Origin of the sequence: Pseudomonas sp. dw_358, assembly GCF_018449655.1 — a bacterium.
Classification (GTDB): Bacteria; Pseudomonadota; Gammaproteobacteria; order Pseudomonadales; family Pseudomonadaceae; genus Aquipseudomonas.
The window spans coordinates 84,997-98,493 of record NZ_JAAVUX010000017.1; the positions used below are offsets into that span (position 1 = coordinate 84,997).

General features: G+C 62.9%; 12 protein-coding genes. 5 read left to right on the forward strand and 7 right to left on the reverse strand.

The window, feature by feature from the left end:
• Positions 1–199: 199 nt before the first annotated feature.
• Positions 200–904, forward strand: a complete 705-nt coding sequence (locus HB675_RS20860) for a TetR/AcrR family transcriptional regulator (protein ID WP_213881023.1) — start codon at positions 200–202, stop codon at positions 902–904.
• 12 nt (positions 905–916) lie between these two features.
• Here the strand turns inward: HB675_RS20860 and HB675_RS20865 are convergent, their stop codons facing one another.
• The gene (locus HB675_RS20865) at positions 917–2,953 is read right to left on the reverse strand and encodes an NADH:flavin oxidoreductase (protein ID WP_213881025.1); all 2,037 of its coding nucleotides are present in this window, start codon (positions 2,951–2,953) and stop codon (positions 917–919) included.
• A 221-nt stretch (positions 2,954–3,174) separates the two neighbouring features.
• Here HB675_RS20865 and HB675_RS20870 point away from each other — a divergent pair, with 221 nt between their 5' ends.
• Positions 3,175–4,077 carry a glycine betaine ABC transporter substrate-binding protein gene (locus tag HB675_RS20870; protein ID WP_213881027.1) on the forward strand — a complete coding sequence of 301 codons (903 nt, stop codon included), beginning with the start codon at positions 3,175–3,177 and terminating at the stop codon, positions 4,075–4,077.
• Between the two features lie 56 nt (positions 4,078–4,133).
• Here HB675_RS20870 and HB675_RS20875 read toward each other — a convergent pair whose 3' ends face one another.
• Positions 4,134–4,724 carry a PH domain-containing protein gene (locus HB675_RS20875; protein ID WP_213881029.1) on the reverse strand — a complete coding sequence of 197 codons (591 nt, stop codon included), beginning with the start codon at positions 4,722–4,724 and terminating at the stop codon, positions 4,134–4,136.
• Between the two features lie 102 nt (positions 4,725–4,826).
• On the opposite strand from HB675_RS20875, the gene HB675_RS20880 reads away from it, so the two are divergent.
• Positions 4,827–5,456, forward strand: coding sequence for a dTMP kinase (locus tag HB675_RS20880; RefSeq protein ID WP_213881031.1), 630 nt, complete (start codon positions 4,827–4,829; stop codon positions 5,454–5,456).
• Between the two features lie 58 nt (positions 5,457–5,514).
• Here the strand turns inward: HB675_RS20880 and HB675_RS20885 are convergent, their stop codons facing one another.
• The 5 genes from HB675_RS20885 to xylA all read right to left on the reverse strand — a co-directional run bounded on the left by HB675_RS20885 (position 5,515) and on the right by xylA (position 10,914).
• Positions 5,515–5,748 (reverse strand): hypothetical protein, encoded by a 234-nt coding sequence (locus HB675_RS20885; protein WP_213881033.1) that lies wholly within the window; start codon positions 5,746–5,748, stop codon positions 5,515–5,517.
• Positions 5,749–5,805: 57 nt separating this feature from the next.
• Positions 5,806–6,942 (reverse strand): sugar ABC transporter permease, encoded by a 1,137-nt coding sequence (locus tag HB675_RS20890; protein ID WP_213881035.1) that lies wholly within the window; start codon positions 6,940–6,942, stop codon positions 5,806–5,808.
• The gene (gene xylG / locus HB675_RS20895; RefSeq protein ID WP_213881037.1) at positions 6,943–8,499 is read right to left on the reverse strand and encodes a D-xylose ABC transporter ATP-binding protein; all 1,557 of its coding nucleotides are present in this window, start codon (positions 8,497–8,499) and stop codon (positions 6,943–6,945) included. It abuts the gene before it with no gap.
• 16 nt (positions 8,500–8,515) lie between these two features.
• Positions 8,516–9,517, reverse strand: a complete 1,002-nt coding sequence (xylF, locus tag HB675_RS20900; RefSeq protein ID WP_213881039.1) for a D-xylose ABC transporter substrate-binding protein — start codon at positions 9,515–9,517, stop codon at positions 8,516–8,518.
• An 80-nt stretch (positions 9,518–9,597) separates the two neighbouring features.
• Positions 9,598–10,914, reverse strand: coding sequence for a xylose isomerase (xylA, locus tag HB675_RS20905; protein WP_213881041.1), 1,317 nt, complete (start codon positions 10,912–10,914; stop codon positions 9,598–9,600).
• 148 nt (positions 10,915–11,062) lie between these two features.
• Here xylA and HB675_RS20910 point away from each other — a divergent pair, with 148 nt between their 5' ends.
• Together HB675_RS20910 and HB675_RS20915 are read left to right on the forward strand one after the other, a co-directional pair.
• The gene (locus HB675_RS20910; RefSeq protein WP_213881043.1) at positions 11,063–12,379 is read left to right on the forward strand and encodes a DNA-binding transcriptional regulator; all 1,317 of its coding nucleotides are present in this window, start codon (positions 11,063–11,065) and stop codon (positions 12,377–12,379) included.
• 60 nt (positions 12,380–12,439) lie between these two features.
• Positions 12,440–13,363: a DNA-3-methyladenine glycosylase gene (locus HB675_RS20915; protein WP_213881045.1), complete on the forward strand. Its 924-nt coding sequence runs from the start codon at positions 12,440–12,442 to the stop codon at positions 13,361–13,363.
• The last annotated feature ends 134 nt before the right edge of the window (positions 13,364–13,497 follow it).

Sequence of the window (13,497 nt, forward strand, 5' to 3'; positions counted from 1 at the left end):
GGTTCGAGTACGTTTGATCCTGAGCGTTCCGGTGGCGGGGGCGATCACCGGCGGCGACCCGTGCCCCCCCTAGTCGGCGCCGACGTGTCGAAGCCGCTGAGGGGGCTTTGGCCAGCGCCTGCGCAGCAAGGTTGCCCCGGACAACAAAATGTACATTCCTGTACTCTGAGCCTATGTCTCTCAGCCATAGGCCCCCGTCATGCCGGAACTCAGCAAAGCACGCAGCAAAAAGCAGGATTCCGGCTGGCGCGGCTCGGCCGATGGCTGGCTCGAAGCCGCCTACGATGCGCTGAAAGAGTCGGGCATCGACGCTGTGCGGGTGATGCCGTTGGCCAAGCGCCTGAACCTGTCGCGCACCAGCTTCTACTGGTTCTTTCAGGACCGCGAGGAACTACTCGCCGCCTTGCTGACCCGCTGGCGCGACAAGAACACCGGGGGCATGGTCAAGCAGTGCGAGGGCTATGCCGAGAGCATCTGCGAAGCCATTCTGAATGTCTTCGAGTGCTGGCTGAACCCGGACCTGTTCGACTCGCAGTTCGAGTTCGCCGTGCGCAGCTGGGCGTTGCAATCGGAGGAGGTGTCAGCCGAAATTGCGGCGGCCGATCTGACCCGGATCAATGCCCTCACGGCCATGTTCCGCCGCTTTGGCTATGACCATGAAGCGGCGGATGTCCGGGCCAGGACGATCTACCTGACGCAGATCGGCTACATCAGCATGAAGATGGAAGAAGGCATCACCGAGCGTTTTCAGCGCATTGCCTTGTATGTGGGCGTTTTCACCGGGGAGACGCCGAAACAGCGGGAACTGGACCGTTTTTTCGGCACATTCGGCTATGCCGAAAAGACGACCGGGGTGTTTGTGCCGTTGGCCGATACCTTCGCAAAAGTGCCCGCAGCACGCTGAGGGCCATGAGTTTCAAAGGTCCTTCACCAGCCGCAACGCATCATAGATGGCTGCATGGGTGTTGCGCGCCGCCACTGCATCGCCAATTCGAAACAACTGAAAACGCCCGGCCGGGTTGGTTTCCAGATGTTGCGGATGCCCGGCAATCAGGTCGAGGTGTTCAACGGCGCCGCCGTTCTTCGAGTGCGTTCGCAGCTCGAAATACAGGTCATCAAGGGGCAGGGTGCCGTGGTTGATCACCACTTGGTCGACGATCCGCTGCTTGTTGACCTCGCCGTAGTCACTGCCGAATACCGCCAGCAGTTTGCCGTCCTGCCGGTGGACCGAATCCACCCGATAGGTCACGGTGAACACCACGTTCAGGTCTTGCAGGCTGCGCATGTACGGCACCAGGTTCATGGCCATGACTTCCGGCGCGAAGGCGCGATCGGGGGTGACGATTTCCAGCGTGGCACCGCTGCGGGCAATCACTTCGGCGGCCTGCAGGGCGGCATGATCACCGGCATCGTCGAAGATCAGCACGTTGCGCCCCGGCTTGACATCACCCGAGAGAATGTCCCAGCTCGACACCACCAGCTCGTTGCCCTCGGTAAGCACTTCGGTGTGGGGCAGGCCACCGGTGGCGACGATCACCACGTCGGGCCCTTCGGCCATGACGTTCTCGGTATTGGCCCAGGTGTTGAAGCGAAACTTGACGCCAAGCCGTTCGCATTGCGCCATGCGCCAGTCGATGATGCTGATCATTTCGCGCCGCCGCTCGCTCACGGCGGTGAGGCGGACCTGGCCGCCGGGCTTGTCCGCCACCTCGAAGACCGTGACGTCATGGCCTCGCTCGCCGGCTACCCGCGCCGCCTCCAGGCCTGCCGGTCCCGTGCCGATGATTACCACCTTGCGCTTGACCGTCGCCACCGGGATGTCGTGGGGCATGCTGGTCTCGCGCCCGGTCGCGGCGTTGTGAATGCAATAGGCCGCGCCACCCTGATAGATGCGGTCCAGGCAGTAGTTGGCGCCGACACACGGACGGATCTGCTCCTCGCGTTTTTCGATGAGCTTGCGCACGATATGCGGGTCGGTCATGTGGGCGCGGGTCATGCCGACCATGTCTACTTTGCCGGAGGCAATGGCGTGGCGAGCCGTGGCTACATCGGGGATTTTCGCGGCATGGAAGGTTGCCATACCGGTGGCCGCGCGGATTTCACCGGCAAAATCAAGGTGCGGTGAGTTGCGCATGCCCTGGATCGGAATCAGGTCGGTCAACCCCGCGTCGGTGTCGATGTGCCCCTTGACCACATTGAGGAAGTCCACCAGGCCGCTGTTCTTCAGGCGCTGGGAGATGTCCAGGCCCTCGCGGGCACCAAAGCCCCCGGGCAGGTCTTCATCGCCGGTATAGCGCACCCCCAGGATGAAGTCTTCACCGCAGCGCTGGCGAATGCCTCGCAGGATGTCGAAGGTGAACCGCAGGCGGTTGTCCAGCGAACCGCCGTAAGGACCGTCCAGCTCGTTGGTCAGCGGTGACCAGAACTGATCCATCAAATGGCCGTAGGCCTGCAACTCCAGGCCGTCCATCCCGGCGGCCTTCATGCGCTCGGCGGCATCGATGTAGTCCTTGATGATGCGCTCGATGTCCCAGTCTTCCAGCTTCTTGGGAAAGGCACGATGGGCCGCCTCGCGACGATGGGACGGGGAGACCACGGGCAGCCAGTCGGCCTTGTCCCAGCGGGTGCGCCGGCCCAGGTGGGTGAGCTGAATCATCACCGCCGCACCGTGCTCGTGGCACTCATCGGTCAGGTCCTTCAACCAGCCCACCACCTCGTCCTTGTACGCCAGCACGTTATTGAACACCGGCGGGCTGTCCCGCGACACCGATGCCGAACCCGCCGTCATGGTCAGCGCCACCCCGGCCTTGGCGCGCTCGACGTGGTAAGCGCGGTAGAGGTCCTTGGGCATGCCGTCCTCGGGATAGGCCGGTTCATGGGACGTGGTGAGGATGCGGTTGCGCAGGGTCAGGTGCTTGAGTTGGTAGGGCTGCAGCAGCGGGTCATGGGACATGGTCGGGCGCTCCGGGGCGGGAACATCAGGCGTGGTTTGAGGCGAAAGTATTTGAACTGTTCACACCTGTCAATCGCTATGACAGTGGTGTACATTTTACTTGCCGACCCTGATTCGCCCCGATAACATCACGGTCAATGCGGGCTTTCCAGAATAAAAAAAGCTGTGTTTTTTTTGCGCTGCCACGGCAAGTCAAACTCATCGATGAAGGGGAGCTGCACATGCTTGTACAAATACCGCGCACCAGGACCCTGGCCAGCTGGATGACTGGGATCACGCTGGCCGCCGCCAGCCTGCTGGCCCACGGCGCCGACCCTGCGCCGCTGCGCATTGGCTGGGTCAACTGGGCAGACACCGAGATCACCGTGAAACTGGCCACCCTGGCGCTGGAGGATCAGCTCAAGCAACCGGTGAAGCTGGTCAATGCCGACATCGGCATCCAGTTCCAGGCGATGGCCAACGGCAATATCGACCTGATCCCCATGGTCTGGTTGCCCACCACGCACAAGGCGTTCTGGGACAAATACAAGGATCAACTCGAAGACCTCGGCCCGCTCTATGAGGGCCGCATCGGCATGGCGGTGCCCACTTCGATTCCCGTGTCCGAAATCGCCAGCATCGCCGACCTGAACAAGCCCGAGGTCAAACAGAAACTGGGCGGCACCATCCTCACGTCCGAAGCGGGAAACGGCCAGTACAAGCTGACCCTCAAGGCCATGGACGCCTACAAGCTGACGGGCTACAAGATGGTGGCCTCGTCGGAGACTGGCATGCTGACCGAATTCGATCGCAATCAGCAGCGGGGCAAATGGTCGGTGATCAACGCCTGGAGCCCGCACTGGATGTTCTCCAAGTACTCGCTGCGCTACCTGGATGACCCGAAACACACCCTCGGCGGCGCCGAGCAGATCCATGCCGTGGCGCGCAAAGGTTTCTCGAAGGAGTACCCGCAAGTGGCGGCGTTCTTCGCCCATTACTCGCTGCCCAAAGGGGATTTGGAAACCTTGATGATGCAAGGGCGGCAGACGTCGCCCGACCAGGCCACCGCGGCGTATTATGCCGCCCACAAACCGATGTTTGCGGCGATGTTCATGCCAAACGCCACGGCCTCGGCCAACCCCTAGCCTGGCGGCGGCGGGAGGGACAACGCGCCGCCGGGTCAACCATGCGGCGGCGACCCCTACAGCGGATTACCCACCCCTTCGATTTGCCGCTTGACCCACAGTGGGTCATCCACGAAGCGAAACACCACATCACTGATCCCGCGCCCGGTGACCTTGACGTTGCCGTAGCCCAACATCCGTCCCCCGATGCCCTGAAGCAGCTCCACGGTCTCGATGGACGTCAGCTTCATTTCCTCGGTCCGTCGGCTGATGATCCCGCGCTTGATGATCACCCGCTTGTTGGTGACCCCCTGCTCCAGTGCGCGGATCTGCAACCAGGCAATCAGTGGCAGGAAGAACAGAATTCCGAGGCTGAGAATCGCCAGCAGCATGAAGAACCAGAACCTTGCCCAGATCAGCCAGGGCACACTGAAGATCGCCACCACCACTTCACCCTCGGACAGCGACGCCTTGATGTATTTGGGGATGTCCGCTTCGGGCACCGTTGATACCGGTTCGTGCCGAGCAGGCGAGGGGGACCGTTGCGCCATGGCACTGCGCTCCTTGTAAAGCAGGGCTTTCTCGTAGTCGGCACCGCAATCGGGGCAGCGGAGCGGATCGCCGAAAGAGGCGGCGCTGGACTCATGGCCGCAGGCGGGACACAGCATGGCAATTGATTCCCGGGCAAAAGGGTAACGATACACCAAAATGCGGGCGTGACTGATGAAGCAGGAACCGCCATCCTTGTGCACTTTGCCATTGACTGAACCATGACTCGGCCACTTTTTATCACCCTGGATGGCCCCAAGGGCACCGGCAAGACCACGCTGCTGGAAACCATCACCGCCGCGCTGCGGGCCGCTGGCCACAGAGTCGTCCGGCTCAGCGAAAGGAACAGCGACCCGTACCGGGCCCAGACCATGGACCTGGTCAATCGACACGCAAGGGAGCCCTCCCGGGCACTGGAGTTGAGCATCTGTGAACGTTTCGCCGACAGCCGCCGCTGGATCTCGGAACAGGTACTGCCCCGACAACCGTCGGACAGCATCATTCTGATGGACCGCTGGTACCCCTCGGACGCTGCGTTTCGCCGCGATGTGCCATTCGCCGAGATCCTGCGGTTGAACCGCGAGCGCTCCGTACGCATCCCGGATCTGGCGGTTGGCGTGGTCACCGCGCCGCAGATCTCCTGGGCGAGGGCGGCAGCGCGCTCACGGGGGCTGGGCAGTACGGTGATGCATCGGCTGCAAGAGCATGTCGCCAGCACCCAGGCGTTCGAGCAGGCGGCCATCGAGCAGGGCTGGCTGCTGTGCCGCAACGAGGGAAGTGTGGAGGCGGCGACGCTGGCGGTAGTGGCCGAGATTCGGAGGGTGATGGAGCCGCCTGCACATGCTGTGTGAGGGCCCGCGATGGCCTCACCTGCAAGCATCGGTGGGGTACCCATCGCGGGCTTTGCGCTTACGTTGCCCGTCGGCGAAGTCCGGACTGGTCCAGCTCGTCGCGGATCCGTTGCAGCTCCTGCAGGGGAAACTCGGGTGTGCTGTCCCGGCACTTGCAGTTCTGCGCATGGGCGAATGGGCGTTTGGCGTTCGTCACTTCCAGTGCTGTGCGGCAATGCCGGCAGACGATACGGTTGCCACTCACGCGCCAGTTTTTTCGCCATTGTTCCAAGGGAAGGTAGCTGATTGTCATGGGGCATCTCCGTGCTATGTAAGGAGTGGACCCCGGACGCCGTTCAAGGTTTGATCTTTATCGCCGCGCACTGCGCGTACTGACGTCGACCCATACCGCCAGCACCAGAATGCTGCCCTTGACGATCATCTGCCAGTAACTGTCCACGTCGAGCATGGACATCCCGTTGTCCAGGCTGCTGATCACCAGCGCACCGAGCAGGGCGCCGTGCACAGTGCCCGAGCCACCGCGCATCGACGTGCCGCCGATGAAACAGGCGGCGATGGCGTCCAGCTCGCCCATGGTGCCGGCCGAGGGCGAGCCGGCGGCCAGCCGCGCGGTGTTGACCAGCCCTGCCAGTGCGCACATCACCCCCATGATGCCGAAGATCCACAGTTTGACCTTTTGCACATCAATGCCCGACAGGCGCGTGGCCTCCATGTTGCTGCCCACCGAATAGATGCGCCGGCCGAACACTGTCTGGCTGGTGATATAACTGAACACCCCGAGCAGGGTCAGCAGCAACAGCACCGGTACCGGAATGCCGTCGTAGCTGTTGAGGGTGTAGACGAAGCCCGCCACCACCGCGGTGATCACGACCACTCGCAGGATGTCGCGCAGCAACGCGTGCGGGGCCAAACCGTGCAAGGCGCGATTGCGCCGCTGCCGCCAGGTCAGAAACAGCGTCAACGCACACAGCACCACCCCCAGCACCACGCCGACGCTGGCCGGCAGATAGCCTTGGCCCACATACACCAGTGCCGGCGACACCGGTGCAATGGTGGTGCCACCGGTCACTCCCAGGAGTACCCCGCGAAACGCCAGCATGCCGCCCAGTCCGACGATGAAGGAGGGGATGCGCAGGTAGGCGGTCATGTAGCCGTTGCACAGGCCGGTCAACAGGCCGGCCGCGGCGACGATCGCCAGGTTCACGGGCAGGGGCAGGTGATAGACGACGTCGAGGATCGCCGCGATGCCGCCCAGCAGCCCCAGCAAAGAGCCGACCGACAGGTCGATCTCGCCGCTGATGATCACCAGCACCATGCCGCAAGCGAGGATGCCGGTAATGGACATCTGCCGCAGCAGGTTGGAGAGGTTGCGCGGGGTGAGGAATCCGCCCTCGGTCTGCCAACTGAAAAACAGCCAGATGATGACCACGGCAATCAACAGCGCGAGCATCTTGTAGCGGGTGAACACTTGTTTGACCTGATGCATTCAGGCACGGCTCCCGTGGTGTGGGTCTTGAGCCAGCGGCGGGCTGATGGCAGCCGCCAGCAGTTGCTCCTGGGTCAGGTTCTGATTGATGAAATCGCCGCGCAACTGCCCCTCGCCGATCACCAGCACACGGTCCGACACGCCCAGCACTTCGGCCAGTTCCGAGGACACCATGATGATCGCCACGCCCTGGCCGGCCAGTGCGCCCATCAGTTTGTAGATCTCGTACTTGGCGCCCACGTCCACGCCCCGGGTCGGCTCGTCGAGGATCAGCACGCGCGGCTGGGTCAGCAGCATCTTGGCCAGCACGGCCTTTTGCTGATTGCCACCGGACAGGCTGGTGATGGGCAGAAAGGGCGTAGCGGTTTTCAGGTGCATCCGCTGGATTTCGTTTTGCACGCTGCCCAGCTCCTGTTCAGCATTGATGCGGGTCAGGTGCGAGAAGTTTTCCAGCACGGCCAGGGTGATGTTCTGGCCCACGCCGAGGTCGGGAATGATGCCGTGCCGCTTGCGGTCCTCGGGCACCATGCACAGGCCTGCGCGGATGGATTTGAGCGGCGTGCGGGTGTCGATCTGCTGGCCGTCCAGCCATACCTCGCCTTCGTGTCGCCCAGGGTAGGCACCGAACAGCGCGCTGACCAGCTCGGTTCGCCCGGCGCCCACCAGCCCGGCGATGCCGAGGATTTCACCGCGGCGCAGGCTGAACGAAATGTCGTCGACGCGTTTGCGCCGCGGGTTGTCGACGTCGTAACAGGTGATATGCCGAGCCTCGAACAGGACCTCGCCGACGGCATGTGGCTCGCGGGGGAACAGGTTGCTCATCTCGCGCCCGACCATCTGGGTGATGATGCGGTTGACGTCCATGTCGGCCATGGCGGTGGTCGCGATGTGCTTGCCATCGCGAATCACCGCGATGGTGTCGCACACAGCGGCCACCTCGTCGAGCTTGTGCGAGATGTACACGCAGGCTACGCCCTTGGCCTTGAGGTCGCGCAAGACACCCAGCAACACTTCGATCTCCGAGCGGGTCAAGGCCGAGGAGGGCTCGTCGAGAATCAACAATCGGGCCTGCTTGTTCAGCGCCTTGGCGATTTCGATCAATTGTTGATAGCCGCCGCCGTACTGCGACACCGGCAGGGCCACATTGATGTCCGGCACCTTGAGGTCACGCAGTAACGCTTCGGCACGGTGAAACATCGCCGGGTAGTTCATGCGTCCACCCGGCAGGGTCAGCTCGTGGCCCATGAAGATGTTTTCCGCCACCGACAGATCGGGCACCAGGGTCAACTCCTGGTGGATGATGACAATGCCCGCAGCTTCGCTGTCCTGGATCGAATGGGCCTCGAGCGGCTTCCCGTCCCAGAGAATCTCGCCTCCCCAGGTGCCGTGCGGGTACACCGCCGACAAGACTTTCATCAGGGTGGATTTGCCCGCACCGTTCTCGCCGCACAGGCCCAGGCATTCGCCGGGCCGTATCCGGATATCAATACCGTTCAGCGCGGGCACGCCGGCGAAGGCCTTGACGATGCCTTTCATTTCCAGCAGGTAAGTCGACATGGCGGCGCCCCCGACCTTACTGGCCGGCAATCTGCGCCTTGGTGTAGAACCCGTCGTCCTCGAGGATGTGAACGTTGTCCTGGGTCAGGGCGGTGGGCGTCAGCAGGATGGTGTCGACCTTGCGGGCGCCGTTGTCGTACTGCGAGTTGTAGGCGGGTTTTTCGCCGCGCACCAGTTGCACCGACAACTTGGCCGCTTCACTGGCGATCAGCTTCAGCGGTTTGTAGACTGTCATGGTCTGGGTCCCGGCGATCACCCGCTTGATGGCCGCCAGGTCAGCGTCTTGCCCCGACACCGGCACCTTGCCGGCCAGTTTCTGCGCGGCCAGCGCCTGGATGGCGCCGCCGGCGGTGGCGTCGTTGGACGCGACAATGGCGTCGATCTTGTTGTTATTGGCGGTCAGGGCGTTTTCGACGATGCCCAGGGCTTCGGTGGGGTTCCACTCCTTGACCCACTGCTGGCCCACCACCTTGATATCGCCCTTGTCGATGGCCGGTTGCAGGACTTTCATCTGGCCTTCACGCAGGATCTTCGCATTGTTGTCGGTGGGCGCGCCGCCGAGCAGGAAGTAATTACCCTTGGGCTGAGCCTTGAGGACGCCACCTGCCTGCATTTCACCGACCTTTTCATTGTCGAAGGAGATGTAGGCATCGATATCGGCGTTGAGGATCAACCGGTCATAGGACAGCACCTTGACCCCGGCCTTCTTCGCCTCGCTGACGACGTTGTTGAGCACGGTAGCGTTGAACGGCACGATGACGATGACATCCACCCCGCGGGCGATGAGGTTCTCGATCTGGGATATCTGCCGCTGCTCGTTGGCATCGGCGGACTGTACGTAGACCTTGGCCCCGAGTTGCTCGGCGGCGGCAGTGAAATAGTCGCGGTCGCGGGCCCAGCGCTCCAGGCGCAGGTCGTCGATGGAAAAGCCGATTTTAGGGTGGGCCGCATCGGCCAGTACCGGGGTACCGAACACAGCGAGCAGGCTGGCGAGCAGGGCGGTATGCAGGGTTTTCATGAGCGGTGTCCTTTTTCTTGTTATTGGAGGCACATCGAGCGCCGCGCTATCACTGTAGTCGCTGGCGGCATTGTTGGGGCTTATGGGTAGATATAGCGGTTGACTACGCCCTCCAGCATCTCCTGGCGGCCACTGACCGGTTGCGGGTCGAAGCCCTCGTCGACCGCGTGCCGGGCGAGGGCCTGGAGGTTGTAATCGCCGGCCAGCACCGCCTTGCCCAATGGTTGTTCCCAGCCAGCGTAGCGCTGCTGCTTGAACTGCCCCAGCGGGTCGCTTTCCAGCAGGGCGGCGGCGCGCAACAGCGCCAGGGCCAGCACGTCCATCGCCGCAACGTGGCCATAGAACAAGTCCAGTTCGTCCAGGCTCTGCCGGCGCACCTTGGAATCGAAGTTGAAGCCGCCATGGCCAAACCCGCCGGCCTTGAGAATCTCATAGGTGGCCAGGGTCAACTCTTCGACGCTGTTGGGAAACTGATCGGTGTCCCAGCCGTTCTGCGGGTCGCCACGGTTGGCATCGATGCTGCCGAAGATCCCCAGCGACGCCGCCGTGGCAATTTCGTGTTGGAAACTGTGGCCGGCGAGGGTGGCATGGTTGGCTTCGATATTGACCTTGATTTCGCGCTCCAGGCCGAACTGCTGCAAGAAGCCGAAGACTGTGGCGCTGTCGTAGTCGTACTGGTGCTTGGTCGGCTCCTGCGGTTTGGGCTCGATCAGCAGGTCACCGGTAAAGCCGATCTTGTACTTGTGCTCGACCACCATGCGCATGAACCGGCCCAGTTGTTCGCGCTCGCGTTTGAGATCGGTATTGAGCAGGGTTTCATAGCCTTCGCGGCCACCCCACAAGACGTAGTTGGCGCCGTTGAGGCGCTGAGTCGCGTTCATCGCGTTGTACACCTGGGTGGCGGCCCAGGCAAAGACCTGCGGGTCGGGGTTGGTGGCAGCCCCGGCGACGTAGCGTGGATGGCTGAAACAGTTGGCGGTGCCCCATAGCAACTGGATGCCGGTGCGCTGCTGGTGGCGTTCCAGTTCATCGACCATGTGGGCGAAGTTGTGGGTGTACTCCTTGAGGTTGGCGCCTTCGGGGGCCACATCGGTGTCGTGGAAGCTGTAATAGTCCACGCCCAGCTTGCTGAAGAACTCGAACGCGGCCTCACACTTGCCCCGCGCCACCTGCAACGGGTCGCCGGGGGTGTGCCAGGGGCGCTTGAACGCCGCCGCGCCGAAAATATCGCTGCCCGGCCAGACGAACGTGTGCCAATAGCACACCGCCATGCGCAGGTGTTCGCGCATCGGCTTGCCCAATACCCGCTGATCGGCGTTGTAATAGCGAAAGGCGAGGGGTGATTGGCTGTCGGGGCCCTCGTAGCGAATCTTTTCGACGGCAGGAAAGTAGGTCATCGGCATGGTCCTTATTGTTGTGGGGGACACCTGCGTCGAGACTAGCAACGGGCGAGGGTGAGTCGATTGCGAAATTGATCAGCGTCGTGTGCGATTTTGACCAGCCCGTCTAGGCTTGCAGGCAAACCAACAATGACAAAGACAGCCCATGACCTCTCTGCCTCCCGTACACCGCATCGCCCTGCTGTTCAACGGCAGCAAGGTCTATGACCGCGGCATCATTACTGGCATCGGCAACTACCTGAGCAGCACCCGGGCGCGCTGGGACCTGTTTCTGGAAGAGGATTTCCTCTGCCGGCTCAAGGGCATCGAGCGCTGGCAGGGCGACGGCATCATCGCTGACTTCGACGACCCGGCCATGGCACCGGCGCTCTCCGGGCTCCAGGTGCCGGTGGTCGCGGTGGGCGGCTCCTACCAGGACCCGCAGGCTTATCCGCAACACGTGCCGTACGTGGCCACCGACAACGTCGCCCTGATCGAAATGGCCTACCGGCATTTGATCGAGGCAGGGCTGAACCAGTTCGCCTGTTTCAGCCTGCCCGAATCCCAGAGCAACCGCTGGGCCCAGGAGCGCGAGCGGGCGTTTTGCCAACGGGTCGAGAAGGACGGCGTGCAGGCTCGGGTCTATCGAGGCTTGAGCACCAGCGCCTCACTTTGGGACAGCGCCGTGCAGCAGCAGATCGCCTGGTTGCACAGCCTGCCCAAGCCGATCGGTATCATCGCCGTGACCGACGCCCGCGCCCGCCAGCTGTTGCAGGCGTGCCTCACTGCCGACATCGCGGTGCCCGAGCAAGTGGCACTGATCGGCATCGATAACGACCCCCTGACCCGTACCCTGACCCGCGTGCCCCTCAGCTCGGTGATTCAGGGCACCGAGCAGATGGGGCGGCTCGCCGCGCAGATGCTGCACCAGATGTTGCACGGCAAGCCGCGCGTGGCCGGGCAGATCCTTGTAGCGCCAGAGGCGATCAACGTGCAGAGTTCCAGCCTTCACCAGCCGCTGGGCGATCCCTATGTGATGCAGGCCATGCACTACATACGCCAGTACGCCTGTCAGGGCATCAAGACGGCGCAGGTCGCGCAATACCTGGGCGTTTCGCGGTCATCCCTCGAGGCGCATTTCCGTCGACAATTGGGGCGCAGCGTGCATGACGAGATCCTGCGCTTCAAATTGACCGCCGCCGTCGCCGCCCTCAGGGATGGCGCTCGGTCGGTCGCGCAGGTGGCGCAGGGGTGTGGGTTCAAGTCGGCGCAGTATTTATGTACGGTGTTTCGTCGTGAATATGGGTGTTCGCCGGGGGACGCCAGGACGGGTGAACCAGGGTGCGGATTGGCTGCGGCGAAAAGTGGGCAACCTGGCAATGATGATTGCGCGCAACGGGTGGCCGCTCCGAGCGCGGTGGTCCAGTTCACCCATCGCCGTATTTCGAGCCGGACAGGCGGTGGCGCACTTGAGCACCGGTAGACAGAGAAATTCAAAAGGCCACGGATTGAGTTTTACGCTTCGGCGGCCGAGGCGCGGCCCATGAGGCTGACGGCTGGACATCCCGTGGATGACATCGAACTGGCCTTCCTCCCCCCGCTGGACTGGTCACGTATGCTGCGCTTTTTCGGCGGCAGGGCCACGGGGGGTGTGGAGACGGTCGACGATGACGTCTACTACCGGACGATCCAATGGCAGGGTATGTCCGGGCTGCTCAGGGTCTGCAAGGACAGCCAGAGACATTGCCTGATCGCCACTGTTCAGGGCGAAGCCAGCCGCTATATCAGCGCGTTCGAGACCAGGCTCAGGAACCTGTTTGACCTGAACACCGATCCTGCGCAGGTCCGCGCTGCGTTCGATCCCGATCCGTGGTTGAGCCAGTTGATCAGTCAGGCACCAGGGCTGCGAGTACCCGGCGCCTGGTCCGGGTTCGAGCTGGTGGTGCGCACGATTGTCGGCCAACAGGTCAGTGTCAAGGCGGCGACCACGATTGTCGGGCGCCTGGTGGACCGAGCCGGGACCGCGGCGGTGGCACCCTTTCATGCTGCTACGCCGTGGGTGTTTCCTTCTCCCGCTGCACTGGCCGGCGCCAATCTGGACAAGATCGGCATGCCCGGCAAACGGGTCGAGGCCTTGCAAGGGTTCGCCCTGGCCGTCGCGGATGGACGGTTGAACATCGATGCCGAGACGCCAGACGTGCTTACCCTGCGCAAGACCCTGCTGGCCTTGAGGGGCATTGGTCCGTGGACCGTGGAGTACACGGCGATGCGCGCCTGGCGTGACAGTGATGCCTGGCCGGGGACGGACCTGGTGTTGATGCAGTCCTTGTTGAGGAGGGACCCGACGCTGATCAAGCCGGCTCATCAACGGTTGCATACCGAGGCGTGGAGACCTTGGCGGGCCTATGCGGCGATGCATTTGTGGAACGAAATTGCTGATAGGGCGGGGATGGCCAGGGGCGGGTGACGGGGCACGTCGGCAGGCTCTGTAACCGCCAAATGAGTTACGTCAGCGGTGTTCAAACACCTGAGCCACAACCCTGCGCTGCTCCAGGCGGCCAGAGGGCTCGATCAAAAACGCGAAGCCTTTCCAGTTGGCCA